We start from the raw sequence: 26,467 nt of genomic DNA, 5'->3' as shown, positions 1-26,467 counted from the left end.
TGGCTGGTCGATTGTGTCTATGTACTCGATTGCTGCAACGTATGTAAGGGCATTTCACTCTCAGAGCCATGGCCATTTATTCACCCATGAGGAAGACACATGACGCGCACGCTTCTTTCCTTTGCCCTGTTGCCGCTGTTTGCCGTTGCCGCCCAGGCTGCACCGCAGCCCTGTGACAGCGTCAGCCTGTGCAACGCTGCCGGTACTGCAGCCTATCAGGCGGGCCGTTACGATGAGGCTGCAGGCAACTTCGAGCGCCAGTTGCGGCGTGCCGAGCAGGCTGATGACGCTGCCGCCCGCGAGCTGGCTCTGAACAATCTGGTGGTGACCAATCTGCGTCTCCAGGAGCCGGGCCAGGCAAGGGCCTGGTTGAACCTGGCGCTGCACGACGGTATGCAGGGCACGGCCACCCGCCACAACCTGCGCTCGGTGTCCGCGGCGCTGAACTACCAGGCCCTTGGTGCCAGCTTGGAGGGGCGCTATCTGCGCTACTCCGGAGCGGCAATGTGGAGCAGCCTGTACGTTAGCCGCCAGCCAGACGGTAGCTATCGCGCGTCTTTTGCCCCGTTGCGCGCAGGTGCAAAGATTGAAGAGTACGGCCCGGCTGCTGTCGGTTATCTGCAGGGAGCATTGCAAGGCGAGAAAGCCTATTTCCAACTGACGGCTGCGGATCTGCCCAAGGGCTGTGCTGTCGAGCTGTTTCACGAAGGGCTGGATATCCGTGTGCTGGAAGTCTTCGACCCGCAGTGCCAGCAATACGGCGGCGCCGGTATCAGCGTGGCCGGCGAATACCTGAAGGTCAGCACCGAGTCGCAGGAGCAAGAGCAAGAACGCTGATTGGATTCGCCCATGATAATTGCTCCAGGGTGCCGAGCCAGTGACCTGGAAACGCGACCGAGCGTCTTTTGGCGGTACCTGCGCAACCGCATGCGGCGTGCACTTTGTGGCAAATGTTTCTGAATATTGCCACGTCGCGACGTGTACGGCTCGGATGTTAACCTGCGGTCAAAGTGGCCCAGCAACGGGCCAATAATCCCCATTATCCAGCAGGCTCACGTGAGCCATCGAGCAGCCGCCCGAGCTCGCTTGTGCCTGCCCCAAAACAAGGAGCAGTTTCCTCATGCATGCCATCAGCTTCATCCAGGATCTAGCGGTGATCATGCTGGTGGCCGGCGTGGTCACCGTGCTGTTCCACCGCTTCAAGCAGCCGGTGGTGCTCGGTTACATCCTCGCCGGCTTCCTGATCGGCCCGCACACGCCGCCGTTCGGCCTGATCCACGATGAAGAGACCATCCGCACCCTCGCCGAGCTGGGGGTGATCTTCCTGATGTTCTGCCTGGGGCTGGAATTCAGCCTGCGCAAGCTGTTCAACGTCGGAGCCACGGCCTTTATCGCGGCGTTCCTGGAAATCATCCTGATGATCTGGATCGGTTTCGAGATCGGCCGCTACTTCGGCTGGAGCACAATGGATTCGCTGTTCCTCGGCGCGATCCTGGCGATTTCCTCGACGACTATCATCATCAAGGCGCTCGGCGACCTGAAGATGAAGAACGAGCGCTTCGCACAGCTGATCTTCGGGGTGCTGATCGTTGAGGACATCCTTGGTATCGGCATCATCGCGCTGCTGTCCGGTATCGCCCTGAGCGGTAGCGTGGAAACCGGCGAGGTGTTCGCCACCGTCGGCAAGCTGTCGCTGTTCATGATCGTCGCCCTGGTCATCGGTATCATCCTGGTGCCGCGCATCCTCGCCTATGTAGCCAAGTTCGAAAGCAACGAGATGCTGCTGGTGGCGGTACTGGGCATGTGCTTCGGCTTCTGCCTGCTGGTGGTCAAGCTGGAATACAGCATGGTGCTGGGCGCGTTCCTGATCGGCGCGATCATGGCCGAGTCGCGCCAGTTGGTGCAGATCGAGCGCCTGATCGAGCCAGTGCGCGACATGTTCAGCGCGATCTTCTTCGTCGCCATCGGCCTGCTGCTCGACCCCAACGTGCTGGTCGAATATGCCTGGCCGATCGCGGTGATCACCGTGGCGGTCATCGTCGGTAAAGTGGTTTCGTGCAGCGTGGGCTCGTTCATTGCCGGTAATGATGGTCGTACCTCGCTGCGCGTCGGCATGGGCCTGTCGCAGATCGGCGAGTTCTCTTTCATCATCGCCACCCTGGGCATGACCCTGCAGGTGACCAGCGACTTCCTCTACCCGGTAGCGGTAGCCGTGTCGGTGATCACCACCCTGACCACGCCGTATCTGATCCGCTCGGCCGATCCCTTGGCAGTGAGCCTCGGCAAGGTCATGCCGCAGCGCGTGTCGCGGGTGTTCTCGCTGTATGGCGAGTGGCTGCGCAGCATCCAGCCGCAAGGCCAGGGCGCGATCCTGGCTGGGATGATCCGCAAGATCGTCCTGCAGGTGCTGGTCAACCTGGCGTTCGTGGTGGCGATCTTCCTCGGCATCGCCTTCTTCGCCACGCAGATCGGCGCCTGGCTGGGCCAGTGGCTGGATCAGGAGAACCTGCGCAAGGCGGTAATCTGGGGCGCGGCCCTGATCCTGTCGCTGCCGTGCCTGATCGCGGCGTACCGCAAGATCAAGGCGCTCTCCATGCTGCTCGCCGAGATGGGCGTGCGCCAGGAGAAGGCCGGTCGTCATACCGCGCGGGTGCGCAAGGTGATTTCCGAGGTGATTCCGCTGCTCTCGCTGGTCGGCATCATGGTGCTGCTGACGGCGCTGTCGTCGAGCATCCTGCCGTCCAACGACATGCTACTGCTGGTCGGTGTCGTCGCCGCCGGTGTGGTGGCCGTGTTGTGGCGCTGGTTCATCCGCGTGCACACACGCCTGCAGATCGCCCTGTTCGAAACCCTCGACAAGCCCGAGACACCTGGGCATCACTGAAACGACAAGGGCGCCAATAGGCGCCCTTCTTGTATGTATTGCCGTAGCTTGGTGCGGATCGCTGTGATGCCCGGAATCTCCCCGGGTGTCGCTGCGCTCGACCCAGGCTACGAAAGCGGTTGGTGTGCTTCCTGCAGAGTTATCGAGTTACTCAACCCGTAGCCTGGCGTTGAGCGAAGCGATACCCAGGGCAACATTCCCCGAGCATCGCTGTGCGCTGCCGGAGCGATCATTCCTCCAACCAGACTTCACGTACCCAGTGCCAGACCGAGTCCCAGCTGTCGTCGGTAAGGTCTTCTTCTTCGCCATCCCACAGCAGCACGGTGCCGTCCTGCTCGACGCAGTAGTAGTTGCCATTATCTTCGCAGATCGGCACCAACTCCCGGGATACCCCCAGCGACCAGGCGACCGAGGCCACTTCTGGCAGGTAGGTGTGTGACTGCGGGTCGGTGGCCGTGACCGGCTCCAGGCGGCCGTAGACCACGTCGCTGACCTTGAGCAGGAATTCGCGCAGCTCGAACGGCAGGTTGATGAGGATCTGCTCCTCGATCTCTACCAGCAACTCTTCTTCCGGCAATTCCAGCGGCACCGGTACGGGTTCGTTCAGTTCACGCAGTTGTTCGATGACTTCTTCCACGGGCGGCTCCAGCAGAGGTCGGCGACTCTCATCAGGTTTTTGGAAAGCACAAAACAGACGAGCGCTAAGTCAGCTGCCGTCTGGTTGGTTATTCCTGTAATAGCGCAGCTTTTTACGCTGAATGGAAAATAGTCACAAGTCGCAAAAAGGCAAAATGCCATGTTGGTTGCGATATGGCCATTCCATAGGTCTCGGTGCGAATGACCGGGAGATGCAGCGCAGGTTCCAAAAGCTCAGGGCCGAGAAACACAAAACCCGGGCAAGCCCGGGTTTTGTCATCACGCGTGGGATCAGCCGTTTTGGCGGATACCGGCGACCAACCAAGGCTGGTTGTCGCCCGTCGGGCGCTCGAGACGCCAGCTTTCGCTGAACACTTCGCCCTGGTCGAAGCGCGAGGTCTTCGATACACCGCTGAAGGTCAGGGTGGCGATGGTCTTGTCGGCGTGGTCGTCGACACCGTCCAACTGCACGTCGAGGTTGTCGATGTAGGTGGACTGGAAGCCCTCACCCAGATCGGCACGTTCGCGTTTGAGGAACTCCAGCAGTTGCGGGGTCACGAACTCGGCGATCTTGTCCATCTCGTTCGCGTCCCAGTGCTGCTGCAGGCTCAGGAAGTGCTCGCGACCAGCATTGATGAAGCTCTGCTCGTTGAACCACGCAGGTGCGTTGATCACCGGCTTGATCGCAGCGGCGCTGCTACCACCGAAGATCGACGGCTGAGCCGGCTGCGGCTGGCCATGGGCTTCACGCTGGAAGGGTGCACCACCGGCAGCGGCGACATTCGGCTGCTGCTTCTGGCGACGAGCGGCCAGGAAGCGGAACAGCAGGAAGGCGATCAGGCCGAAGATCAGCATGTCCATGATCTGCAGGCCTTCAAAGCCGTCACCCATGAACATCGAGGCCAGCAGGCCACCGGCGGCCAGGCCAGCCAGCGGGCCGAGCCAGCGCGAAGCACCGCTAGCGGCGGCCGGAGTACGGCCAGGCGCAGCTGCGTTGGCGTTAGGCTGGGATGGAGGTGTGGCCTGACGGGTCTGGTGGCTCGGTGCGGAGCCAAAGGATTTGCCGCCGCCCATACGCTTGGCGTCGGCAGTTAAGCTGAAGGACAGGCCCAGACAAACTACCAGGGCGATACTGAGGAAACGCTGCATTATCGGTTTTCTCTTGGTTATTGAAACACTGACGAGCATCTTGCCCGTGGCCGGTCGGCATGACCAGCAACAGAATGTTTCGAGCTTTTGCCCAACGCAACGGCTGGCGCTGGTTAAGTCGTGCTTTAGGTGGACGTAAAACGGAACCCGAGGGTTCCGTTTTATTAACGGCTGCTGTCGATCCTTATTCGGGTCGACTGGCGCTTAGCGCCAGTTGTACAGCTCTTGCTCGGTCACTGCGCTCATCGGCGTGACTTCATCCTGGAAGGTCTTCATGGATTTCCAGATACGGCCGTTGAGATCGTTCTGGCCAGCGAGTTCTTCCAGAACGGCCTGAGACTCACGCTTCATGGCGTCCAGCACTTCGTCGGGGAAGCGCTTGATCGGTACGCCCTGTTCCTTCAACTGAGCCAGCGACTTGGCGTTGTGGAAGATGTAGTCGTCCATCATATCCAGGGTCGCGGCGCGGGCGGCTTCGACCACGATGGCCTGCAGGTCGGCCGGCAGGCTGTCGAAGGCCTTCTGATTGACCATGGACTCGACCACCGCCTGCGGTTCCTGCCAGCCCGGGAAGTAGTAGTACTTGGCGGCCTTGTGCAGACCGAAGGCCAGGTCGTTGTAGGGGCTGACCCAGTCGGTGGCGTCGATCACGTGGGTTTGCAGGGCGGTGAAGATTTCGCCGCCAGGCAGGTTGACGGTGATTGCGCCGAGTTTGGTCCAGACTTCACCACCCAGGCCCGGCATGCGGATTTTCAGGCCCTTGATGTCGTCCAGGGAATTGATTTCCTTGTTGTACCAGCCACCCATCTGCATGGTGGTGTTACCCGCCGACAGCGGTTTCACGCCATAGGGCGCGTAGGTCTCGTCCCACAGGGCCTGACCGCCGCCCTTGCTCAGCCAGGCGTTCATTTCCAGGGTCGACAGGCCGAACGGTACCGAGGAGAAGAACTGTGCGGCCGGAACCTTGCCCTTCCAGTAGTACGGCGTGCCGTGGCCCATTTCGGCGGTGCCGCGGGACACTGCATCGAACACTTCCAGCGCCGGAACCAGTTCACCTGCGGCGTAGACCTTGACGGTCAGGCGCCCGGCGCTCATCGCGTTGATACGCTCGGCCAGACGCTCGGCGGCGGTGCCCAGGCCTGGATAGTTCTTAGGCCAAGAGGTGACCATCTTCCAATGGAAGGTTTCCGCTTTTGCGGCAGTAGCGCTTTGCTGGGCAGCAGGTGTTTCTTCCTTGCAGCCGGCCAGGCCGATGGCAGCGAGCAGCGCCACAGCGGCGCCGAACAGGTTACGGCGGTTCATCGTGTTCTCCCTTGGGTGTTGAGCAGCGTGCCCAGATTGCTTTTTATTATTGGGCGTCGGCTTTAAGCGCTCGACGCCCGTTGGTTTAAAAAAATCTTATCAGCGCAGCAGGGGCGAGGTGCAGCCAGCTTTGAGCTGGCGCCTCAAAGTGCTTCCAACTTGGCGTAGGCCAGCATCAGCCACTTGGTGCCTTCGCTCTCGAAATTCACCTGTACCCGCGCCTGAGGGCCTGCGCCCTCGAAATTGAGGATGGTGCCTTCACCGAACAGCGAATGCTGCACGCGTTGGCCAAGGTTGAACGGGGTGTCCGGTACCGCGCTGCCGGCGAACAGATTGCTGCCGCTCATGCTGCGGTTGCCACTGCCATAGGGGCGGCTGACGCTATTGGACAGGCGCACTTCCTGCAGCAGGTGTGGCGGTACCTCACGCACGAAGCGCGACACCTTGTTGTAGGTCTCGTTGCCGTACAGGCGGCGGGTTTCCGCGTAACTGATCACCAGGTTGTGCATGGCGCGGGTGACGCCGACGTAGGCCAGGCGACGTTCCTCTTCGAGGCGGCCGGGCTCTTCCAGGCTCATTTTGTGAGGGAACAGACCTTCTTCCATCCCGACCAGGAACACCCGCGGGAACTCCAGGCCTTTGGCGCTGTGCAGGGTCATCAGTTGGATGCTGTCTTCGTTCTCGGCGGCCTGGGTGTCGCCGGCTTCCAGCGAAGCGTGGCCGAGGAAGGCGGCCAGCGGCGTCTGCTCCTCGTCACCTTCTTCACCCTCGTAGGAGTCGAAGGCGCGTGCGGCGGAGACCAGCTCCTCAAGGTTTTCCACTCGTGCCTGGGCCTTCTCGCCCTTCTCGTCGCGGTGATAGGCCAGCAGGCCGGACTGCTCGATGACCAGTTGCGCCATGCTGTGCAGCTGCATGCCTTCGACCTTGAGGGCCAGGGTATCGACCAGTTCGACGAAGGCATTCAAGGCACTGGCGGCGCGCCCACTGACGACCTTGGTACCCACCGCCTCGTGCAGTGCGGCCCACATCGACAATTCGTTGGCCCGGGCGAACTGGCGCAGGGTTTCCACCGTCTTCTCGCCAATGCCGCGGGCCGGTACGTTGATCACCCGCTCCAGTGCCGCGTCGTTGCCGCGCTGGTGGATCAGGCGTAGGTAGGCCATGGCGTTCTTGATTTCAGCGCGTTCGAAGAAGCGCTGACCACCGTAGATGCGGTAGGGAATCTTCTCGCGCAGCAGGGCCTCTTCAAGCACCCGCGACTGGGCGTTGGAGCGATACAGAATGGCGATTTCGCTGCGCTTGAGGCCTTCCTTGCGTAGGGCGTCCTCGATGGTTTCGACCACGTAGCGGGCTTCGTCGTGCTCGTTGAAGGCGGCATACAGGCTGATCAGTTCGCCGTCGCCGACATCGGTGCGCAATTCCTTGCCCAGGCGCCCCTGGTTGTTGGCGATCAGCGCGTTGGCGGCATTGAGGATGTTCGCCGTGGAGCGATAGTTCTGCTCCAGGCGGATGATCTCAGCCCCGGCGAAATCGCTGTCGAATTGCTGGATGTTCTCGATCTTCGCGCCACGCCAGCCGTAGATCGACTGGTCGTCGTCACCCACTACCATGAGGCTTTCGCCGCCCATGGCGAGGATGCGCAGCCAGGCGTACTGCACGGCGTTGGTGTCCTGGAACTCGTCCACCAGAATGTGCCGGAAACGGCGCTGGTAATGTTCCAGCAGGCCCGCATTGTTGCGCCACAGATCCAGGGCGCGCAGCAGCAGTTCGGCGAAATCGATGACCCCGGCGCGGGCACAGGCCGCTTCATAGGCCTCGTAGATGCCGCGCATGGTCGCCAGGAACAGATCACCGCTGGCCTGAATGCCCTGCGGGCGGATGCCTTCGTCCTTCTGCCCGTTGATGAACCACTGCGCTTGCTTGGCCGGCCAGCGTTGCTCATCAAGGCCCAACTCGCGAATCACCCGTTTGACCAGGCGCTGCTGGTCGTCGGAGTCGAGAATCTGGAAATTCTCGGCCAGGTTGGCCTCGCGCCAATGCGCGCGCAGCAAGCGGTGGGCCAGGCCATGGAAGGTACCCACCCACATGCCAGCCGGGCTTTGCCCGAGCACGTCTTCGATGCGATGGCGCATCTCGGCGGCAGCCTTGTTGGTGAAGGTCACCGACAGAATGCTGTGGGGCGAGACGCTCAGCCGCTGAATAAGGAACGCGATGCGGTGCACCAGCACGCGGGTCTTGCCGGAGCCGGCACCGGCCAGCACCAACTGATGGCCAGGCGGTGTGGTAACCGCATGGTGCTGGGCTGGATTGAGGGATGTGAGTCGCTGATCGAGGTCATTTTGCATCGCGGCATTCTAGGGGGGTAGGCACGCCATCACAAGCCATGTTGGCCGGGCGGGACGCGGCTTTCAGCCATTACGTGTCCGCGCATCAAGCAACATTTTCGTATAATCGTTCAGCCGCTTTTTCTGCCGATAGGCGACTCCACGGCCCTCAGGTCGTCGTAGCGATCAGCCGATTTTCGCTACAGGTAGGCCTTTCAATGCCCCTGACCCCAGCGCTGTTTTGGCGCTGCCGTCGAGCAGCAGTGGCGTGCCCAACAGGCTCGTCGAAGAATGCTGGCGCTCTTGGTCTTTAGCCTTATGAAAGCCTTTGACGCAGCCGTGCCGAGGCCCATTCGGAAAAGATCACCGTGGCGAAGATCAGGATGAAGATGATGCTCACCCGATCCCAGGCAAGGTTGTTGATGGCGGCGTCGAGCTGCAGCCCGATGCCGCCTGCGCCCACCAAGCCCAGCACTGTCGACTCGCGGATGTTGATGTCCCAGCGATACAGCGAGGTGCCTACAAAGGCCGGCATTATCTGCGGGACTACGCCGAATTGCAGCACCTGCAAACGCCCCGCCCCGGTTGCGCCAATGGCCTCTACCGGTGAGGTGCTGATTTCCTCGATCGCTTCGTAGAGCAGCTTGCCGACGAACCCAACCGAACGCAGGGCGATGGCGATGATCCCGGCAAGTACGCCGGGACCGAGCATCGCCACTAACAGCATCGCCCAGATCAGCGAGTTGATTGATCGCGACGAGACGATGATCAGCAACGCGGCGCTGCGGATGATCGGCGAGGGTGTGGTGTTGCGGGCGGCGAGAAAGGCCAGTGGAAAGGCCATCAGTACGCCGAGCGCGGTGCCCAGCGTGGCGATGTTGAGCGTATCCCAGAGGGGCTGCAGCAGGGCAGGTGTGTAGTCCCAGCGGGGTGGAACCATGCGCGCCAGCAGGGAGGCGCCCTGGCTACCGGCATCCTGGACGAACTCCCATAGGGTGTTTTCGGAGATGAAACGAGCGCACCAGACAAACAGCAGTGCGCCGGCGAACCAGACAAGCCAGTAGCCCCACTGTTGAGCGGTGGTGCGACGCCGCCATTGCGGTTGTGCCGTTGCGGCATGGATCACGGGCATGACAAAAAGCCTTACTGGAGCCAGCGACGTACGTGCCCGGAGAAATACTCGGAGGCCAGCACGATGGCGATGATGATCAGCAGCACGGCCGCGGCCGTGTTGTATTCGTAGCGATCCATGGCTGTGCCGAGCGTCGCGCCGATACCGCCCGCGCCAACGATGCCGATGATGGCCGACTCGCGAAAGTTGATATCGAGGCGGTACAGCGAGAGGCCGATCAGGCGAGGCATGATCTGTGGCTGCACGGCATGATTCATGACCTGCAACCAGCTGCCGCCCGTTGCACGAATGGCCTCTAAGGGGCGCGCATTGATGTCTTCGATCGCTTCAGCCAGTAGTTTGGCGATGAAGCCAATGGTGGCGAAGGCGAGCGTGGCGACGCCGGCCAGCGGGCCGAAGCCGAACATCACGACAAACAGGATGGCGATGATCACTTCCTGAAAGGTGCGCGAAATCATGATCAGCCCCCTGCAGAACAGGTAGACCGGCAGCGGCGACAGGTTGCGGGCGGCACCGAGGCCGACGGGAATCGACAGGGCGATACCCAGCACCGTGGCCACCAGTGTCATGGCCAGGCTTTCCAGCAGACCTTCAAGAATATCGCCGCCACGACTGGTGAAGTCCGGGTTAGCGAACCCGGACACAAAGGCCGCCCCGCGTGACCAACCTTCGGCAATGCGATTCCAGTCCAGGTTGATGCTGGCCCCGGCGAGCAGTAGATAAAGCAGCAGGCCAGCGACGACCAGGTAGCGCTGACCCCGGCCTGGCAGCAGCGAGGGCGGCTGCCAATACCCGGCACGGGCTCGGGCCAGGCGGTCGCTTGCAGGTACTTCACTGGCCATCAGCTGGCGATCTCTGCCCAGTTCGAGCGCGTTACCCGTGCCGTGGGCGGCTCGGGTAGCCGGTCTTCGTCTTGAGCCACTTCTTCCGTACTGGACTCCCAGTCTTCCTCTCCGTAGATGCGGGTCAGGGTGGGCGCATCGAGTGCGTCAGGCGAGCCGTCGAAGACGATGCGCCCGGCATGCAGCCCGACGATTCTGTCCGAGAAGCGACGCGCCAGATCGACGTCATGGATATTGATGATCGCCGTAAGGCCGCGCTCGTCGCAGAGCTCGCGGATCAGTCGCATGATCTGCCGTGAGGTCTTCGGGTCGAGGCTGGCAGTGGGCTCGTCGATCAGCATCAAGTCGGGGTTCTGCAACAAGGCGCGAGCGATGCCGACCCGTTGTCGCTGGCCACCGGACAATGCATCGGCACGTTTGTCGATTGCCTGGGCCAGGCCGACCCGGTCGAGCAAGCGGAAGGCTTCCTGTACATCGGCCTGGGGGTATCGACGCCAGACGCTGCGCCAAAACCCCACATAGCCCAGCCTTCCCGACAGGACGTTCTCCATCACGGTCAGCCGGTCGACCAGGGCATGATCCTGAAAGATCATGCCCATCCGCCGCCGCGCCTTGCGCAGTGCACCGGCGCGCAGCTTGGTCAACGACAAGCCGTTGAGCAGCACTTCGCCCTCGGTCGGCTCCACCAGGCGGTTGATGCAGCGAATCAGCGTACTCTTGCCCGCGCCGGATGGGCCGATCAGTGCCATGACCTGGCCCTTGGGCAGCACCAGGCGCACATCCGCGAGTGCCTGGTCGCCACTGGTGTAGCGTTTGCCCAAGCCGTTGATCTCGAGAAGGGGCATGCCTGGCATTTCCTTTTTTTCGCCAGTGCTGATCACTTGTCACACTGGTAGCTCACGTCCATGGCTTGGTCGATCTTGCGCACCACTTCCCAGTGCTGCTTAAAGGTAATCGGGATGAACTGCTCGCCATCGGAGCTCTTGAATTCTGCCTGCAGGGCCGAGCCTTCCCATTCAAACGTCTTGAAACCTTCCTGAATCTTCGCGGCCAGTTCTGGCTTGAGGTTGTAGACGTAGCCATAGCCGGTAGTGGGGAAGGTTTGCGAGGTATACAGCACCTTGTACTGATCAGGCTTGACCATGCCACGGGCCTGCATCTGTGCGAGCACCGAGTTGGCGATGGCGGCGGCGTCGTAATCGCGGTTCACCACACCCATGATCGAGTTGTCGTGTTTGCCGGAGAAGGCCGTCTTGAAGTCCTTGTCCGCTTCGAGGTTGAACTCGGACTTGAGCAGGGCCGAAGGCGCCTTGAAGCCGGAGTTCGAGGTGGGAGACGTGAACGCCAGGGTGTGGCCACGCAAGCCTGCCACGTCATCGATACCACTACCGTTGTGGGTGATGATTTCCATCTGGTAGCCGTAATTGCCCTGCTTGTCCGCCATCATGGTGAAGGGGACGAAACCGGCGCAGTTGACTGCCAACGGAACCGAACCAGTATTGAAACCGGCAATGTGCAACCGGCCTGCGCGCATGGCCTCGAGCTGGGCGGCGTTGGATTGAACCGGGAAGAACTTAACCTTCTTGCCTGTCACCTTTTCCATGTGTTGCAGAAACTCGTCCCACACCTTGGCATACACGGCTGGGTCTTCCACAGGTGTGTAAGCGAAGATCAGTGTGGCCGGATCGATCCACTTGCCTTCATCCGTCGGCACATCGGCGACCATATCGCCGTTGCTATCGGTGTAACGGGAGGACAGATCGGCAGCGTGAGCAGCGCCCAGCACCGGCAACAGCAGCGCGTAGAGCAGGCGGGAACAGGTAACGGAGCGCAGCATGGTTTGTATCCTTACAGGCTGGAAAACGACTCCGGCCACCATAATGCGACTTTGTGACGGTTTTACTTCGGCGCAGCAGAGCCTTGCTGCAGCTTGCTAAACGCTTTCGTTGAAGCGTTGCGGGATGTAACGGCGTTGCTGTTATGGGCGATCAGCAGCGGCACCTCGACGGTGATGACCTCGCTCAGCGAACCGAATTTCTGCGACAGCAGCCAGTGCACCGGTAGCGAGGTGTATTCGGCGGCCAGTCGGGGTGTGAAGTGTGGCGGTTGCGATCCAAGGCACATCATAGAAGTCGGGCTATGATTATCATCCCGTGATGAGTGACCGTTCCAAGGTTCTGGGGCTACTCAGCACTCTGTATACACATCAAGCCGCAACGCGGCATGGACTGATCGATTTAAGGATATCCATCATGAGAAAGACAACGCTCATTGCCGCTGCGGCCCTTGCCCTGACAATGCTGGCCGGTTGTGGTGGTCGTACACCACTGGATTACGAAACAGGCACCTACATCACGCCTGAGACGGTTCAACAACTGAAATCCTCCAGCGCCACTCAGGATCAGGTGCTCAAGCAGATCGGTTATCCGAACACCAAGTCCGAGCTGAGCGGCAAGGAAGTCTGGAAGTACGATTACACCCTGATCAGCGCACTGCCAGGCGCACCGAACAAGAACGAGTCGACCGTGTTCGAGTGGAGCAAGGCTGGCAAGCTGCTGGACGCTTACAAAACCAATGGTGGTGCCGGCTCGAACGGTAACCCGCTGTTGAAAGCGGCCGGTATGTAAGCGACATCTGTTGCTGAAACCAAAACGCCCGACATTCTGAATGTCGGGCGTTTTTGCATGTGGCGCAAAATCATCAGCTCAGAAACGGGCTACCCCTTGCTCACGGCCTTCGGCGCGAACAGGGTACGAATCGCTTCCCGGTACTCGCCGCTGCCGGTGCGTAGGCTGTTGTTGTGGTTGCCACCGTCGATCAGCAGCAGGCGTTTGGGTTCGTTGGCGGCCTGATAGAGGCTTTCGCTGAACCGCTGTGGGATATAGCGGTCATTGGTGCCGTGGGCGATCAGCACCGGAACCTTGACGGCGCCGATCTTGCTCAGTGAGTCGAACTTCTGCGACAGCAACCAGTGCACCGGCAGTGATGTGTACTCGGCGGCTACCTCGGTGGCGGCGTCGGCCAGGTTGGTGAAGGTCGATTCGATGATCAGCCCGGCCAGTGGCGGCGTATGGCGATCACGGCCCAGGGATTCGGTGAGGTTGACCGCTACTGCGCCGCCCAACGAGTGGCCGTAGACGAAGCGCTTGGCAGGGTCGGGCTGCAGTTCGGTGAGGCGCTGCCAGGCGATCTCGGCGTCTTCGTAGATGGTGCGTTCGGAGGGCAGTTCGCCGAGGCTCTCGCCGAACCCTCGGTAGTCGATGGCCAGTACCGAGAAACCCATGGCATGCAGCTGCTCGATGCGGAACATCTGGCCGGTCAGGTTCCAGCGCGAGCCGTGCAGGTACAGCAGCGTGGGGGCGTCCGCCTTCTGCGCGGGCCACCACCAGGCGTGAATGTTCTGCTTGTCTCCGAACTGCGGCGCGCTGAGGGTCATTTCCTCGACGCCGGCGGGCAGACCGCTGAACCAACTGGCGGTGCCGGGCTCGATGCGGAATACCAGCTCGCGTTCCTTCTGTTCCAGTTTGGCGCAGCCGACCGGCAGGCCGATGGCCAGGCACAGCAGCAAGCCGAGGCTGAACCAGCGGCGGCGCAGGGTGTGGATAAGTGATGTGGCCATGGATCTCCGCGTTGCTCGAAAACATGACGCCGCGCCCTGCACAGGGGCGGCAGCGTGGCGTTAAAGGGTGATAGGCGAGTAGACAGGAGCGCAGCGGCGATGTTCGTCTGGCGCGCGCTTTTCGGGTATCGAGTTGTTACCGGATCATGACATGGCTGCTGCCGCTTTCAAGCCTGCGCTATGCTGCGCCGCTCACCTGCTGCGGATTCGTCCATGTCGCCCACATCTCCCGATCTGCGCCGCCCGGCGGGTGCCACGTTGGTGCTGCTGGCGTCGTTGTATTGCGCCCAGGGTTTACCGTCCGGGCTGATCGCCCATGCGCTGCCGGTACTGCTGCGTCAGCATGGTGTGGATCTGGCGCTGATCGGCCTGCTCAAGCTGCTGGCGTTGCCCTGGCTGCTCAAGGTGTTGTGGGCGCCCTGGGTGGATCGGCTTTCGTCGCGCCGCCTGGGCCATCACCGTGGCTGGATTCTGCCGCTGCAGAGCGGCGTGCTGCTGATTCTGCTGGCGCTGGCGTTGCTTTCACCCGATGCCTTGTTCGGCGCCCATCTGCCGCTGCTGCTCGGTCTGCTGGTGCTGGTCAACCTGGCAGCGGCGACCCAGGACATCGCCACCGACGGCCTGACCGTGCGCCTGCTGCCGGAGCGCTGGCGCGGGTTGGGCAACAGCCTGCAGGTTGGTGGCTACAAAGTGGGGATGATCATCAGTGGTAGCGGCCTGTTGCTGGTCATCGACCGGGTCGGCTGGAACCTCTCGCTGCTCTGGCTGGCGGGCCTGCTGGCGCTGACGTTGGTGCCGATCTGGCGTTTCGCCGAATCGCGTCACTTGCCGCCGCGGGCGGCCTCCGTCGAACCTGTTGGGCCAGGCCTGCTGCTGCGCCATTATCGTGGGCTGCTGGCGCTGCCGGGCATGGGGTTGTGGCTGGCGGTGGTGCTGACCTTCAAGCTCGGTGACGCCCTGGGTTCGCCGATGATCAAACCGATGCTGGTGGACCAGGGCTGGAGCAACGCCGAGCTGGGGCAATTGACACTGATCAGCAGCCTGGTCGGCATCGGCGGCGCGCTGCTGGGTGGGCTGCTGTATGCGCGTCTGGGCGTGCTGCGCGCCTTGCTGATCTTCGGCGCGCTGCAGGCGCTGAGCCTTGCCACGTTGGCGCTGCTGGTGAGCCGTGGCGGTGATGCAACCCTGGTGTACGCGTTGACGCTGTTCGAGCAGGCGGCCGATGGTTTGTCCACGGTGGCCCTGTTTGCCGCGATGATGCGCCAGTGCCGCGCCGGCCACGAGGGGGCGGATTTCACCCTGCAGGCTTCCACGCAGATTCTGCTCGGCGGCTTCGTCGGCGCAACCAGTGGCGTGCTGGCCAAGGCGCTCGGCTATGACGGTCTGTTCATCTGCGCCGGGGCTCTGGGGCTGGCGGCGCTGGTATTGGTATGGCGTTATTTTCGCTGCTACGGCTGGCGTTAGCAGCGCTTGCCTTCCGTAGCCCGGTGGTGAGCGCGACGATAACCTAGAGGGGCTGAGATCATCTCGATATGCCCCGTAGGAGCCGGCTTGCCGGCGAGCGGCTGGAGATTGATCGCCGGCAAGCCGGCTCCTACAGGATCTTCGGTGCTAGGCGAAAACGGGGTTAGATCAATATCGCTTCCTGGTTATCGCTGCGCTCAACGCCAGACTACGGGGCAGTGATATTGGCGTGTGAGGCTCAATCCTCGAACTGCACGGGGCAGGTGGGGCCTTCGAGTTTCTGGATTTCTTCGATCACGTGGGGGCGGGCGTGGCGCAGAACCAGTTGGCGGTTCTGGGTGTGCAGGCGGCGGGCTTCCAGATGGAGCATTTCCACGCCGGCGTAATCGATGAAGTTGATGTGCCGGGCATCGACGACCACCCGTTCGCCACGGCTGAGTTGCAGCACCTGCTGTACGTAGTGGCAAGCGCCGAAGAAGATCGAGCCTTCCAGGCGCAGCAGTTCGTCGTCACCGTCGCGGGTGTATTTGAAGCGCGGTTGCGAGGTGCGCTTGAGGTAGAAGAACAGCGAGGCCAGCACGCCCGCGTAGATCGCCGTTTGCAGCTCCAGCACCAGGGTGGCCAGCAGGGTCAGCAGCATCACCACGAACTCCGCGCGGCTGACCCGCAGCAACGCGCGTACGCCGGCGACATCCACCAGCCCCCAGCAGATCAGCAGGATCGCCGCGGCCATGCTGGGCAAGGCAATGTGGGCGATCAGCGCGGCGCAGAACAGCGCGAACGCCGCCACCAGCACGGCGGAGAACACCCCGGCCAGTGGTGAAGTGGCGCCGCCTTGCAGGTTCAGCGCCGAGCGGGTGAAGGAGCCGGCCGACATCGAGCCGGAGAACCAGGGGCCGATGAGGTTGGACAGACCCTGGGCGCGCACCTCCTGATTGGCATCCAGCACCTGCTGGGATTTGCTTGCCAGGGAGCGGGCGATGGACAGGCTGGTGACCAGACCGAGCATGCCGCAGGCGATGGCAGCAGGCAGTAGTTGCAGCAGGCTGTTGACCTCGACGTGCAGGCTGGTGAGCGGCGGCAGTTTGCCTTCGAAGGCGTTGACCAGGGTGATGCTGGCGAAGAACCCCGGCAGGGCGGCGACCAGCAGGCTACCCGCGACTACGCCGATCAGCAGCGCTGGCAAGCGTGGCCACAGGCGCCGGCACAGCAGGCTCACCACCAAGGTGAAAACGGCCACCAGCACGGCGTGCCAGTCGGCCTGGCCGAGATGCTGGAAGAGGTTGAGCAGGGTTGCCACGGCAGTACGCTGGCTGTCGACCTGCAGGCCCAGCAGGTTGGGCAACTGACCGAGGGCGATCACCACGGCGGCGCCCAAAGTGAAGCCAAGCACCACCGAGGGCGAGACGAAGTTGACCAGGTTGCCGAAGCGCAGCAGCCCCAGCAGCCACTGGAAAAGTCCGGCGAGAAAGGTCAGCACCAGCACCAGCGCGACGAACTCCTCGCTACCGGGCCGGGCCATCGGGCTGACGCTGGTGAACAGGACGATGGAGATGGCCGCCGTCGGCCCGCCGATCAGGTGCCACGACGAGCCCCACAGGCAGGCGATGATCACCGGCACGATGGCCGCATACAGCCCGTACTCGGCGGGCAACCCGGCGATCAGCGCGTAGGCGATTGATTGCGGCAAAGCCAGAATGGCCCCGCTCAGCCCGACCAGCAGATCCGTACCCAGGGTGCGCCGAGTGACACTCGGCCACCAGAGCAGAAAGGGGAACAGGCTGTAACGGCTGGGTAAGCGCATGCGTTCGCTCAGTGGCGGTTGATCAGGTGGCAAGCAGAGTAACAGAGGCTTTAGTCATGATTTCCCGCACTGTTCGAGTGCATCGCGTGTATGGCCTTGGAAAGGCAGAAGCGGCCGGTGAGCAGAGCTTTTGTGGGAGAGGCTTTAGCCTCGATATTGCCTAGCTAGGCGTAAAGAGCTCGCGGCTAAAGCGGATCGCCGCCCGGCCCCTCCCACCAGATTGATGATGGCTCCCACGCTCCAGCGTGGGAGCCCCATCCAGGGCGCTCTGCGCCCGCCAGGCCTCGACATCGGACGCAGAGCGTCCCTGCAGGCATTCCCACGCGGAGCGTGAGGAACGATCAAATCGAACCCCGCAGCAGATGACCGCTTTCGCTTTTACCTGCCCTACAGCTTGGCCTTCACCGCCGCAATCGCATCGCCGCCATCGCGAGTGGTGACGCCCTGCAGCCAGCCGTCGATCACGTCGGGGTTGGCCTTGAGCCAGTCCTTCACCGCCTGGTCGTTACTGGCCTGTTTGCTCAACACCTTGTCCATGATGGCGTTCTCCATCTCCTGGGTGAATGTCAGGTTGCTCAGCAGTTTGCCCACGTTCGGGCACTGCGTCGCATAGCCCTTGCGGGCCAGGGTGTTGACGCTGCCGCTCTCGCCAAAGTACTTCTCGCCGCCCTTGAGGTACTTCATGTCGTACTGCACGTTCATCGGGTGTGGTGTCCAGCCGAGGAAGGCGACGAACTCATCGCGGCGCACCGCACGGCCGACCTGCACCAGCATGGCCTGCTCGCTGGACTCGACCAGCGTCCAGTCCTTCAGGCCGAATTCGTTGGCGGCGATGATTTCCTTGATCGACTCGTTGGCCGGCGCGCCGGACGCGATGCCGTAGATCTTGCGGCCAAACTTGTCGGCGTGTTTTTCCAGGTCGGCGAAGGTCTTCACCCCGGCGTCGTAGGCGTAGGTCGGCACAGCCAGGGTGTACTCGGTGCCGCTGAGGTTTTCGGCGACCTTGTCGACCTTGCCGTTGGCGACGAACTTGTCGTAGTTGGCCTGCTGAGCGGGCATCCAGTTGCCGAGGAACACGTCGACCTGGCTCTTCTGCAGGCCGGCGAAGATGATCGGCACGCCGAGGGTCTGGGTCTGCACTTTGTAGCCCAGCCCCTCGAGTACCAGGCTGGCGATACCGTTGGTCACGGCGATGTCGCTCCAGCCCGGATCGCCGAGCTTCACCGTGGCACAGCTAGCGTCTTCGGCGTGGGCTTGGGAGGCGAGGGCGGCGGCCATGAACAGGCTGCCGGCGACAGCCGTCTTGAATGTCTTCATGCCTATTTCCTTATGTTGGTTTTTAGAGTGGCAGGCTATGCGACGCAGGCCAGCGTGCCGGGTTCCCGCGGTTTTCCGCTGGGTCACCCGGCGCGCTGCATCACGGTTGGGGGAAACGAGCGCGGCGCTCCAGATCGTCGAGGTCGATATGGTTGCGCATGTATTGTTCGCTGGCGTCGACGATGGGCTGGTGGTCCCAGCTTTTCAGCGCGCCTTTGGTCAGCGCTTCGGCGACCAGACGGCGGCGGCGCTGACTGGCCAGGGTCGCCTGGTGGATGGCGGGAATGTTCCAACGGCCGCGCGCCTCCTCGAGGAAGGCCTCGACCTGCTGGCGATGATCCCACGACTGGGCCAGGTTCTCGCGCTCCTGGGGATCGTTCGCCACGTTGAACAGTAGCAACGGATCCTCTTCGGAGTAGATGAATTTCCACTCGCCGCGGCGAATCATCATTAGCGGGCTGGTGGTGCCTTCGGCCATGTATTCGCCGAGCACTTCATCGTGGCCACCAATGCCTTGCAGGTGCGGCAGCAGTGAGCGGCCGTCGAGCGCCAGGCCTGGCTCGACCTGGCCGCCAGCCAGCTCCACCAGGGTCGGCAGCAGGTCGACGGTGGACACCGACTGGCTGACCCGGTGCGCGGCGAAACGCGCCGGTGCGTGCACCAGCAGCGGTACCCGGGCGGCCATTTCGAACCAGTGCATCTTGTACCAGAGGCCGCGTTCGCCAAGCATGTCGCCGTGATCGCCGGAGAACACGATGATGGTGTCGTCGGCCAGCTTGCAGTCCTTGAGGGTCTTGAGCAGCTTGCCGATGTTGTCGTCGATGTAGCTGCAGGCGCCGAAGTAGGCACGCCGCGCATCGCGGATCTTGTGCTCGGGCAGCGGCTTGTCCCACAGGTCGATGACCTTGAGCAGACGCTGGGAATGAGGATCCTGCTCGGCCTGGTCGATCACCTGGCGGGGCAGGGGAATGTCGTCATCGCTGTAGCGATCCCAGTATTCCTCGGGGATGGTGTACGGGTCGTGTGGATGGGTCATCGACACGGTCAGGCAGAACGGCTGATCCGGCGTCACCCGCACATGGTCGTAGAGGTACTGCTGAGCCTTGAACACCACCTCTTCGTCGAAGTCGAGCTGGTTGGTACGCACGCAGGGACCGGCCTGCAGCACCGAAGACATGTTGTGGTACCAGCTGGCGCGTACCTCGGGCTCATCCCAGTTCACGGCCCAGCCGTAGTCGGCGGGATAGATGTCGCTGGTCAGGCGCTCTTCGTAGCCGTGCAATTGATCGGGGCCACAGAAGTGCATCTTGCCGGACAGCGCCGTGCGGTAACCGAGGCGGCGCAGGTAGTGGGCGTAGGTAGGCACGTCGGCGGGGAAGTCGGCGGCGTTGTCGTAAGCGCCGATCTGGCTGGGCAACTGGCCGCTGACCAGAGTGAAGCGCGACGGCGCGCACAGCGGGCTGTTGCAGTAGGCGGAATCGAACAACACGCCCTCGGCGGCCAGGCGCTGCAGGTTGGGCACCTTGATCGGCGAGGCCGGATCGTGCAGTGGCAACAGTGGCGCGGCCATCTGGTCGGCCATGATGAACAGGATATTCGGGCGTTTCATGGCGGTTGGTGTTCCATATAGTTGTTTTATGCGAGAGTGCTATTTCGATCATCCAGCCTCGCCAGGCATGGGTAAACCCGGATCAAGTACATGACTAGGATAAGCACAGCTTATGCTTAAGGCGCTCGACGGAGTTTCTCTGGACGTACTGCGGGTATTCGAGTCCGCAGCGCGCCACCTGAGCTTCACTGCCGCGGCAGCCGAGCTCGGTAGCAGCCAGCCGGCCATCAGCCAGCAGATCAAGCGCCTTGAGGAACAGTTGGCGACCCGCCTGTTCGACCGCGTGTACCGCGGAATCGTGCTGACCGAAGCGGGCGAAACCCTGCTGGGCCCGGTGCAGGAGGGGTTGGCGGCCCTGGAGGCTGGCCTGGAAGCAGTGGTCGGGCGACAGCAGCACGAGGTGCTGCAGGTGGCCACCGACTTCGCCTTCGCTGCTTATTGGCTGATGCCGCGGCTGCATCGTTTTCATCAGTTGTATCCGGAGGTCGATGTCAGCCTGGTCACCAGCGAGCGCGATATGACCAGCCTGCCTGCGGAGATCGATGTCGCCATCTCCTTCGGTGACGGACGCTTGAAGAACGGCCAGGTACACCTGCTGTTCAAGGAGGAGGTGTTTCCAGTGTGCAGCCCGCATTTGCTCAATGGCCAGAGCGCCTCGGCCAATCAGCTGCTGGCGCGCCTGCCGCTGCTGCACCTGCGCCCGGAGAGCCGCTCGCGCTGGTTCGACTGGAATGGCCTGTTCCGCGCCCTGGGTATCGCCGAAACGCCCAGCCCAGGTAGCCTGCGCTTCGACAACTACACGCTGCTGATCCAGGCGGCCATCGCCGGCCAGGGCGTCGCCATCGGCTGGCGGCATCTGGTCGACGAGCTGTTGGCCCAGGGGCTGCTAAGCCGCATCGACGGGCGCACGGTAACCTCGGAGTTCGGCTATTACGTGGTGCTGCCCGAGCGCAAACGGCGGGTGCGCCTGGTGCACAATTTCGTCGACTGGCTGCGTGACGAAATGCTGCGCGAGACGCTGACACCGCCGCAGGGCCCTATCGATCCCCGGGGAATCGCCATCTGAGCGATGTGCGCAGGCTTCGAGTGCTCTGACGCGCGCCCTCTGGCAGGGTATGATCCGCGCCTGATTTTCCAAGAGCCCGCGCCATGCCTTACCTGCTCGCCGTCACCGTCCTCTGGGCATTTTCCTTCAGCCTGATCGGCGAATACCTGGCGGGCCGGGTGGACAGCGATTTTGCCGTGCTAGCGCGGGTGGCCGTGGCGGCGCTGGTGTTCCTGCCGTTCACTCTCTGGCGCGGCTTGCCGCGGCGCTTGCTGGCGGGTTTCTGGCTGGCCGGGGCGTTGCAGTTCGGGGTGACCTACCTGTGTCTGTACCGCAGTTTCCAGGTGCTGACGGTACCCGAAGTGCTGCTGTTCACCGTGCTCACGCCGATCTACGTGACATTGCTCGATGACGCCTTGGCACGGCGCTTCAATCCCTGGGCGCTGGTCGCTGCACTGGTGGCGGTAGGCGGCGGGGTGGTGATCCGCTTCGAGCGTCTGGAAGGCGAATACCTGATCGGTTTCCTGCTGCTGCAGCTGGCCAACGTCACATTCGCGGCCGGCCAGGTGCTGTGCCGCCAGTTGCTGATGCGCTACCCCACCGAGCAGCCGCTGCATCGCTTCTTCGGCCATTTCTTCCTGGGCGCGATGGTGCTGGTGCTGCCGTCGTTCCTGCTCTTCGGCAACCCGGACAAGCTGCCGCAAACCGCGCTGCAGTGGGGCATCCTGCTGTGGATGGGGCTGTTCGCCACGGCCCTGGGGCTGTTCTGGTGGGTCAAGGGCAGCATCAGGGTGGATGCCGGCACCCTGGCGGTGATGAACGAGCTGCATGTGCCAGCTGGTCTGGTGGTGAACCTGCTGATCTGGAACCGCGATGCGGATATTCCGCGCCTGGCGCTGGGCGGCGCGATCATTCTCGCTTCGCTGTGGCTGAATCGTTTGGGGCGCAGGCGCACTATCGCTGCCTGATCCATTTATCGGAGAATGGGAACCCTGCTTGACGGGTGCTAACATCGCACCTTCAATTGCATACGCAATCAGCTGTTTTTCAAACCCTATTTACCTCTTATAGGGTCATGGATGACGTTCTTTCCACCGGCACGGATCGCCTCTTCAGCCATCTCTTGCCCAGTGAATGCCATCGTGAATATTCGTCGTCCTTTTGCCAGCCTCGCCCTGGCCTGTCTGTTCATCGTTTCCCCGCTGGCCGCCGACGCTGCCGCCCCCGCCAAGCAGGAACTCGCTTCCGGCAGCGCTCTGCTGGTCGACCTCACCACCGACAAGGTGCTGTATTCCAGCAACCCCGACATGGTGGTGCCAATCGCCTCGGTCACCAAGCTGATGACCGCCATGGTCACTCTCGATGCCAAACTGCCGCTCAACGAGCAGCTGCCGGTGATCATCCGCGACGTGCATGACATGCGTGGTGTGTATTCCCGCGTGCGCATCGGCAGCGAAATCAGCCGCCGTGAAATGCTCCTGCTGACCCTCATGTCGTCCGAGAACCGCGCCGCCTCTAGCCTGGCCCATCACTATCCGGGCGGCGTCACCGCTTTCGTCGCTGCCATGAATGCCAAGGCCCGCGCCCTGGGCATGACCCAGACTCGTTACGTCGAGCCGACTGGTCTGTCCGAGCACAACGTTTCCAGCGCCAACGACCTGGTGAAGTTGCTCAAGGCGACGCGTAAGTACCCACTGATCGGCGAGCTCAGCTCGACCGGCGAAAAGACCGTGGCTTTCCGTAAACCCAATTACACCCTGGGTTTCCGCAATACCAACGCACTGACGCGCAAGGCCGGCTGGGATGTGCAACTGACCAAGACCGGTTTCACCAACAGCGCCGGTCATTGCCTGGTGATGCGCACCACCATGGGCGGCAAGCCCGTGGCGTTCGTGGTACTCGACGCCTTTGGCAAGTACACCCACATGGCCGACGCCAACCGCCTGCGCAAGTGGGTGGAAACCGGCAAGGTCACGCCCGTGGCACCTGCTGCTCTGGCCTATAAACAGCAACGCGCCTCGCAGCGCCAGTTGCAGGCTGCGCAGTAAGTCGCCTAGCGCTTCTGCCAGAGCGGGTCGCTGGCCAGACGCTGGGCGATGAAATCCAGCAGGGTACGCAGCGCCGGCAGCATCTGCCGGCGTGATGCATAGATGGCGTGGATACCCAGTGACTGCGGTTGCCAGTCCGGCAGCAGGCGCACCAGGCGACCGTCTTCCAGCATGGCTGCGGTCGCATACAGCGGCTGCATGCAGATGCCCCCATCGTTGAGGGCAGCTTCCAGCAGCACTGCGGTGTCGTTGCTGCTGAGGTTGCCGTCCACCGCCACTTCCTCCTCGCTATCGGCCTGTTCGAAACGCCAGACGCTGCGCCCGAAGTAGCTGTAGGTCAGGCAATTGTGTTGGGCCAGATCCTGCGGTTGCTGCGGCACCCCGGCGCGCGCCAGGTAGCCTGGTGACGCGCACACCACCGAATGGCAGGTGCCCAGGTGGCGCGCCACCTGGTTGGGCTCCAGCTGATTGGTGATGCGCAGCGCCAGGTCGATGCGCTCCTCCACCAGATTCACTGCCTGGCTGTTGACCAGCAGATCGATCGAGGTATTAGGGTAGCGCGCCAGGTAGTCGACCAGCATCGGGCTCAGCCACAGCTGCGCGAAGGACTGGCTGCTGGCGATGCGCAGGTTGCCACTGGGCCCGTCAGTGGCCTTGATGCCGGTGGTGCGCATCATCTCTGCGGTGTGCAGCATCTCCCGGCAGTGCGGCAATAGCTCGTTACCCACCTGCGTCAGGCTCAGCTTGCGCGTGGTGCGGTGCAGCAGGCGTGCGCCGACCCAGCCTTCGAGGGCCGCCAGGTAGCGCGACACCATGGCCCGGGACAGATCCAGATGTTCCGCGGCGGCGGTCTGGCTGCCGCGATCCACCACTTCGACGAAAACGCGGGTTGCCGTGAGTCTGTCCATGATTCGCTCGATTCATGCAACTGAGTTGGGTCGATTATGCGGCTTTTTATGGCTTTTGCAGCGAGTAAGCTCAGTGCTCACTCATCGGCGGCGCTTAACCATGAATCGCTCAGCCCAATTACTCGGCGTTTTATCACTGCTGGCGTTTGCCGCTTTCGCCGCTGCCAGCAGCGAGCCGGCTGCCGATCGCTCATCACCCGTCAAATCGGAGAATTCCATGAAAGTCGTCGTACTTGGTGTCAGTGGGCGTGCAGGTTCGCGTCTGCGTCATGAACTGTTGCAACGTGGTCATCAGGTCACCGGGATCGCCCGTGACGTCAGTGCAGTGCCCGCGCAGGAAGGCCTGACCCTGGCCAGCGCCGATGTGGCCGATGTCGCGCGTCTGGTGCCGTTGCTCAAGGGCCACGATGCGGTCATCAGCTCTACCCGATTCGTGGGCAGCGATGCCGCCAGCCTGATCGAAGCGGTGGAGGCCGCTGGCGTTCCGCGTCTGCTCGTCGTTGGCGGTGCCGGGAGCCTTGAGATTGCACCGGGTGTCGCATTGATCGATACGCCTGAATTCCCTGCGGCTTATAAGGAAGAGGCAGGTGCTGGCCGTGACTTCCTCAACGTGCTGCGTGGCGAGAAAGAGCTGGACTGGGCCTTCCTGTCGCCATCGGCGCTATTCGAGCCAGGTCAGCGCACCGGCAAATTCCGTGTCGGCAAGGACAGCCTGCTGGTCGATGCACAAGGCAACAGCTCGATCTCCATGGAAGACTTCGCCATCGCCCTGGTCGATGAGCTGGAGCAGCCCAAGCACTCGCGTCAGCGCTTCACCGTCGGCTACTGAGGCTTGTCCTGGCTGCAGACTGAATAAAAAAACGCGGCTCAAGCACGTCCACATTCGGCAATAGTGGAGGTGACTTGGCCGCGTTGCAGGGCCTTGGCTTCATTCAAGGCAAGTTGCTAGGGAGTCCTGTATCAGGCCAGCAGTTGCATACCCAGCTGGATGGCAACCCAGACTGCCAGGATGGTGGCAGCGCCGAGCGCGATGTTCTCGAACCAGTTGTTGCAGTACTTGCCGAGCAGCTTCTTCTGGTTGGACATGATCAGCAGGCCCAGGGAGATTACTGGCAGACCGACGATGTTCAAGGCGTTGACCGCAATGGTCAGGGTCACGAAGTCCGGCATGCCCGGCAGCGACCAGACCAGCGGGGTGATCAATATGAACAGCAGGAACCACTTGTGCAGCGGGTCTTTGTGGAACGTGCTGCCATATTTCTCGCGACGCTTGGGCACGATGTGGTGCAGGGCATCGGTGATCAGCATTGGGAACGCAGTGGTCTTGCCGGCTACGCTGGCGAACAGTGTGGCGAATGCGCCGACGAAGAACAGATACCAGCCGGTTGGGCCGAAGAACATCTGCAAGGCCGTGCCCAGATCACCCAGAGTCTCGACCTGCAGGCCGTTCGGACGCAGGATTTCCGCACCCACTACCCAGATCGCCAGGTTGATGATGATGCCGACGAACACGGCGAACAGCAGATCATTGCGCTGGATACGCTTGTGTTCCGGGCCCGTCCAGCCTTTCTCTTTCATCACGTAGGGCAGTACGAAGTTGGCGATGGAGCCGGCTACCGCGCCGATCACCGATACGGCGACGATCAGCGCGCCGTGTACGCCCTCATCCGGCGGAATGCTGAAGCCGATGGTGCCGGCAGCGATGCCGCCCCAATCCGGGCCGGCCATCAGTGCCAGGGCAATGAATGCCAGGGTCATCAGGCACAGCAGGCCCTTCATCACCCCTTCGATCAGCGAGTAGATACTGCGCCCGACCAGCAGCCAGACCGCGATAGCGACGGCAACCGAGCACAGCAGTGGTGCATTCCAGCCGATCAGGGTGGCCAGTGCTTCACCGGCGCCCTTGAGCATGTAGGCGTTGGTCAGGTGGCCCATCAGCAGGGCGTAACCGAACATGAACCAGGCGAAGCCGGGGTGCAGTTGCGCATAACCCCCAAGGATGCTCATCCCCTGGTTATTGCACAGCTGGAAGCGCGCCATGATGTTGACGATGAGGAAGCGTAGGAGGAGGGAGACGGCCAGTACCCACATCATGGCGTAGCCATAGTTGGCACCTGCCACCGAAGAGGTGATCAGGTCGCCGGCACCTAGCCAGGAAAGTACGGCGATGATGCCGGGGCCGAGCATTTTGAGCAGTTTGCCGAGGGTAGAGCCAGAACTGCTTTCAGCAGTCTTGTCGAGGACTTCAGTGCGGGCCATGCGTGGGCCTCCGATTATTTTTGTTGGAATGACACCAGCTGGGTATTACGACATCACACAACTACACCGAGTTCAAGAGTGACCGAAATTTTTAGTATCATCCTATTGGTAGCGCTATCTATTTT

Annotated in this window: 23 protein-coding genes; 8 read left to right on the top strand and 15 right to left on the bottom strand. The window is 62.2% G+C overall.

The window, feature by feature from the left end; all coding sequences use genetic code 11:
• Positions 1-99: 99 nt before the first annotated feature.
• Complete coding sequence (locus K5Q02_RS03800) at positions 100-837, top strand: tetratricopeptide repeat protein (protein WP_225836529.1); 738 nt, start codon at positions 100-102, stop codon at positions 835-837.
• Between the two features lie 283 nt (positions 838-1,120).
• Positions 1,121-2,884, top strand: a complete 1,764-nt coding sequence (locus tag K5Q02_RS03795; protein WP_225836527.1) for a cation:proton antiporter — start codon at positions 1,121-1,123, stop codon at positions 2,882-2,884.
• 229 nt (positions 2,885-3,113) lie between these two features.
• Here K5Q02_RS03795 and K5Q02_RS03790 read toward each other — a convergent pair whose 3' ends face one another.
• The 9 genes from K5Q02_RS03790 to K5Q02_RS03750 form a co-directional block, all read right to left on the bottom strand.
• Positions 3,114-3,521, bottom strand: coding sequence for an SMI1/KNR4 family protein (locus K5Q02_RS03790; RefSeq protein WP_225836525.1), 408 nt, complete (start codon positions 3,519-3,521; stop codon positions 3,114-3,116).
• 290 nt (positions 3,522-3,811) lie between these two features.
• Positions 3,812-4,669 (bottom strand): Tim44 domain-containing protein, encoded by an 858-nt coding sequence (locus K5Q02_RS03785; RefSeq protein WP_225836523.1) that lies wholly within the window; start codon positions 4,667-4,669, stop codon positions 3,812-3,814.
• Between the two features lie 204 nt (positions 4,670-4,873).
• On the bottom strand, positions 4,874-5,971 hold the full coding sequence (locus K5Q02_RS03780; RefSeq protein ID WP_225836521.1) for a TRAP transporter substrate-binding protein: 1,098 nt from the start codon (positions 5,969-5,971) through the stop codon (positions 4,874-4,876).
• Between the two features lie 143 nt (positions 5,972-6,114).
• The gene (gene uvrD, locus K5Q02_RS03775; RefSeq protein ID WP_225836519.1) at positions 6,115-8,316 is read right to left on the bottom strand and encodes a DNA helicase II; all 2,202 of its coding nucleotides are present in this window, start codon (positions 8,314-8,316) and stop codon (positions 6,115-6,117) included.
• A gap of 295 nt (positions 8,317-8,611) precedes the next feature.
• Positions 8,612-9,427 carry a phosphonate ABC transporter, permease protein PhnE gene (phnE, locus tag K5Q02_RS03770; RefSeq protein ID WP_225836517.1) on the bottom strand — a complete coding sequence of 272 codons (816 nt, stop codon included), beginning with the start codon at positions 9,425-9,427 and terminating at the stop codon, positions 8,612-8,614.
• Positions 9,428-9,438: 11 nt separating this feature from the next.
• Positions 9,439-10,269, bottom strand: coding sequence for a phosphonate ABC transporter, permease protein PhnE (gene phnE / locus K5Q02_RS03765; RefSeq protein WP_225836515.1), 831 nt, complete (start codon positions 10,267-10,269; stop codon positions 9,439-9,441).
• Entirely contained in the window at positions 10,269-11,114 is an 846-nt protein-coding gene (gene phnC / locus K5Q02_RS03760; protein ID WP_225836514.1) for a phosphonate ABC transporter ATP-binding protein, read from the bottom strand. The genes phnE (K5Q02_RS03765) and phnC overlap by 1 nt, the downstream gene beginning before the upstream one ends.
• A gap of 32 nt (positions 11,115-11,146) precedes the next feature.
• Entirely contained in the window at positions 11,147-12,106 is a 960-nt protein-coding gene (gene phnD, locus K5Q02_RS03755) for a phosphate/phosphite/phosphonate ABC transporter substrate-binding protein (RefSeq protein ID WP_225836512.1), read from the bottom strand.
• Between the two features lie 62 nt (positions 12,107-12,168).
• A complete protein-coding gene (locus K5Q02_RS03750; RefSeq protein ID WP_225836506.1) occupies positions 12,169-12,393 on the bottom strand; it encodes a hypothetical protein in 225 nt (74 codons plus the stop codon).
• A 128-nt stretch (positions 12,394-12,521) separates the two neighbouring features.
• Between K5Q02_RS03750 and bamE the strand changes: the two genes are divergently transcribed.
• Positions 12,522-12,896 (top strand): outer membrane protein assembly factor BamE domain-containing protein, encoded by a 375-nt coding sequence (gene bamE, locus K5Q02_RS03745; RefSeq protein ID WP_225836505.1) that lies wholly within the window; start codon positions 12,522-12,524, stop codon positions 12,894-12,896.
• Positions 12,897-12,985: 89 nt separating this feature from the next.
• Here the strand turns inward: bamE and K5Q02_RS03740 are convergent, their stop codons facing one another.
• On the bottom strand, positions 12,986-13,888 hold the full coding sequence (locus K5Q02_RS03740) for an alpha/beta hydrolase (protein ID WP_225836504.1): 903 nt from the start codon (positions 13,886-13,888) through the stop codon (positions 12,986-12,988).
• A 213-nt stretch (positions 13,889-14,101) separates the two neighbouring features.
• Here K5Q02_RS03740 and K5Q02_RS03735 point away from each other — a divergent pair, with 213 nt between their 5' ends.
• Positions 14,102-15,352 (top strand): MFS transporter, encoded by a 1,251-nt coding sequence (locus K5Q02_RS03735; RefSeq protein WP_225836503.1) that lies wholly within the window; start codon positions 14,102-14,104, stop codon positions 15,350-15,352.
• A gap of 238 nt (positions 15,353-15,590) precedes the next feature.
• On the opposite strand, the gene K5Q02_RS03730 is transcribed toward K5Q02_RS03735, so the two are convergent.
• The 3 genes from K5Q02_RS03730 to betC form a co-directional block, all read right to left on the bottom strand.
• Positions 15,591-17,156, bottom strand: coding sequence for a SulP family inorganic anion transporter (locus K5Q02_RS03730; protein WP_225836502.1), 1,566 nt, complete (start codon positions 17,154-17,156; stop codon positions 15,591-15,593).
• A 387-nt stretch (positions 17,157-17,543) separates the two neighbouring features.
• Positions 17,544-18,473 carry a choline ABC transporter substrate-binding protein gene (choX, locus tag K5Q02_RS03725; RefSeq protein ID WP_442963958.1) on the bottom strand — a complete coding sequence of 310 codons (930 nt, stop codon included), beginning with the start codon at positions 18,471-18,473 and terminating at the stop codon, positions 17,544-17,546.
• A 100-nt stretch (positions 18,474-18,573) separates the two neighbouring features.
• Positions 18,574-20,082 carry a choline-sulfatase gene (gene betC, locus K5Q02_RS03720; RefSeq protein ID WP_225836500.1) on the bottom strand — a complete coding sequence of 503 codons (1,509 nt, stop codon included), beginning with the start codon at positions 20,080-20,082 and terminating at the stop codon, positions 18,574-18,576.
• Positions 20,083-20,194: 112 nt separating this feature from the next.
• On the opposite strand from betC, the gene K5Q02_RS03715 reads away from it, so the two are divergent.
• The 3 genes from K5Q02_RS03715 to pbpG all read left to right on the top strand — a co-directional run bounded on the left by K5Q02_RS03715 (position 20,195) and on the right by pbpG (position 23,175).
• Entirely contained in the window at positions 20,195-21,148 is a 954-nt protein-coding gene (locus tag K5Q02_RS03715) for a choline sulfate utilization transcriptional regulator (protein ID WP_225836498.1), read from the top strand.
• A gap of 83 nt (positions 21,149-21,231) precedes the next feature.
• On the top strand, positions 21,232-22,095 hold the full coding sequence (locus K5Q02_RS03710; protein WP_225836496.1) for a carboxylate/amino acid/amine transporter: 864 nt from the start codon (positions 21,232-21,234) through the stop codon (positions 22,093-22,095).
• A 174-nt stretch (positions 22,096-22,269) separates the two neighbouring features.
• On the top strand, positions 22,270-23,175 hold the full coding sequence (gene pbpG, locus K5Q02_RS03705; protein ID WP_225836494.1) for a D-alanyl-D-alanine endopeptidase: 906 nt from the start codon (positions 22,270-22,272) through the stop codon (positions 23,173-23,175).
• Between the two features lie 5 nt (positions 23,176-23,180).
• On the opposite strand, the gene K5Q02_RS03700 is transcribed toward pbpG, so the two are convergent.
• On the bottom strand, positions 23,181-24,083 hold the full coding sequence (locus K5Q02_RS03700; RefSeq protein ID WP_225836492.1) for a LysR family transcriptional regulator: 903 nt from the start codon (positions 24,081-24,083) through the stop codon (positions 23,181-23,183).
• 217 nt (positions 24,084-24,300) lie between these two features.
• Between K5Q02_RS03700 and K5Q02_RS03695 the strand changes: the two genes are divergently transcribed.
• Positions 24,301-24,912 carry an NAD(P)-dependent oxidoreductase gene (locus K5Q02_RS03695; protein WP_225836490.1) on the top strand — a complete coding sequence of 204 codons (612 nt, stop codon included), beginning with the start codon at positions 24,301-24,303 and terminating at the stop codon, positions 24,910-24,912.
• Between the two features lie 131 nt (positions 24,913-25,043).
• Here K5Q02_RS03695 and K5Q02_RS03690 read toward each other — a convergent pair whose 3' ends face one another.
• On the bottom strand, positions 25,044-26,342 hold the full coding sequence (locus K5Q02_RS03690) for an Nramp family divalent metal transporter (RefSeq protein WP_225836488.1): 1,299 nt from the start codon (positions 26,340-26,342) through the stop codon (positions 25,044-25,046).
• Positions 26,343-26,467 lie beyond the last annotated feature (125 nt).

Source organism: Pseudomonas sp. MM211, from assembly GCF_020386635.1.
Lineage (GTDB): Bacteria > Pseudomonadota > Gammaproteobacteria > Pseudomonadales > Pseudomonadaceae > Aquipseudomonas.
This window is presented reverse-complemented; position numbering and strand designations above follow the sequence as displayed.

Coding starts and splice junctions, on each gene's coding strand:
- K5Q02_RS03800 (WP_225836529.1), top strand. CDS start 100: ATGACGCGCACGCTTCTTTCCTTTGCCCTGTTGCCGCTGTTTGCCGTT.
- K5Q02_RS03795 (WP_225836527.1), top strand. CDS start 1,121: ATGCATGCCATCAGCTTCATCCAGGATCTAGCGGTGATCATGCTGGTG.
- K5Q02_RS03785 (WP_225836523.1), bottom strand. CDS start 4,669: ATGCAGCGTTTCCTCAGTATCGCCCTGGTAGTTTGTCTGGGCCTGTCC.
- K5Q02_RS03780 (WP_225836521.1), bottom strand. CDS start 5,971: ATGAACCGCCGTAACCTGTTCGGCGCCGCTGTGGCGCTGCTCGCTGCC.
- uvrD (WP_225836519.1), bottom strand. CDS start 8,316: ATGCAAAATGACCTCGATCAGCGACTCACATCCCTCAATCCAGCCCAG.
- phnE (WP_225836517.1), bottom strand. CDS start 9,427: ATGCCCGTGATCCATGCCGCAACGGCACAACCGCAATGGCGGCGTCGC.
- phnE (WP_225836515.1), bottom strand. CDS start 10,269: ATGGCCAGTGAAGTACCTGCAAGCGACCGCCTGGCCCGAGCCCGTGCC.
- phnC (WP_225836514.1), bottom strand. CDS start 11,114: ATGCCCCTTCTCGAGATCAACGGCTTGGGCAAACGCTACACCAGTGGC.
- phnD (WP_225836512.1), bottom strand. CDS start 12,106: ATGCTGCGCTCCGTTACCTGTTCCCGCCTGCTCTACGCGCTGCTGTTG.
- K5Q02_RS03750 (WP_225836506.1), bottom strand. CDS start 12,393: ATGTGCCTTGGATCGCAACCGCCACACTTCACACCCCGACTGGCCGCC.
- bamE (WP_225836505.1), top strand. CDS start 12,522: ATGAGAAAGACAACGCTCATTGCCGCTGCGGCCCTTGCCCTGACAATG.
- K5Q02_RS03740 (WP_225836504.1), bottom strand. CDS start 13,888: ATGGCCACATCACTTATCCACACCCTGCGCCGCCGCTGGTTCAGCCTC.
- K5Q02_RS03735 (WP_225836503.1), top strand. CDS start 14,102: ATGTCGCCCACATCTCCCGATCTGCGCCGCCCGGCGGGTGCCACGTTG.
- K5Q02_RS03730 (WP_225836502.1), bottom strand. CDS start 17,156: ATGCGCTTACCCAGCCGTTACAGCCTGTTCCCCTTTCTGCTCTGGTGG.
- choX (WP_442963958.1), bottom strand. CDS start 18,473: ATGAAGACATTCAAGACGGCTGTCGCCGGCAGCCTGTTCATGGCCGCC.
- betC (WP_225836500.1), bottom strand. CDS start 20,082: ATGAAACGCCCGAATATCCTGTTCATCATGGCCGACCAGATGGCCGCG.
- K5Q02_RS03715 (WP_225836498.1), top strand. CDS start 20,195: ATGCTTAAGGCGCTCGACGGAGTTTCTCTGGACGTACTGCGGGTATTC.
- K5Q02_RS03710 (WP_225836496.1), top strand. CDS start 21,232: ATGCCTTACCTGCTCGCCGTCACCGTCCTCTGGGCATTTTCCTTCAGC.
- K5Q02_RS03700 (WP_225836492.1), bottom strand. CDS start 24,083: ATGGACAGACTCACGGCAACCCGCGTTTTCGTCGAAGTGGTGGATCGC.
- K5Q02_RS03695 (WP_225836490.1), top strand. CDS start 24,301: ATGAAAGTCGTCGTACTTGGTGTCAGTGGGCGTGCAGGTTCGCGTCTG.
- K5Q02_RS03690 (WP_225836488.1), bottom strand. CDS start 26,342: ATGGCCCGCACTGAAGTCCTCGACAAGACTGCTGAAAGCAGTTCTGGC.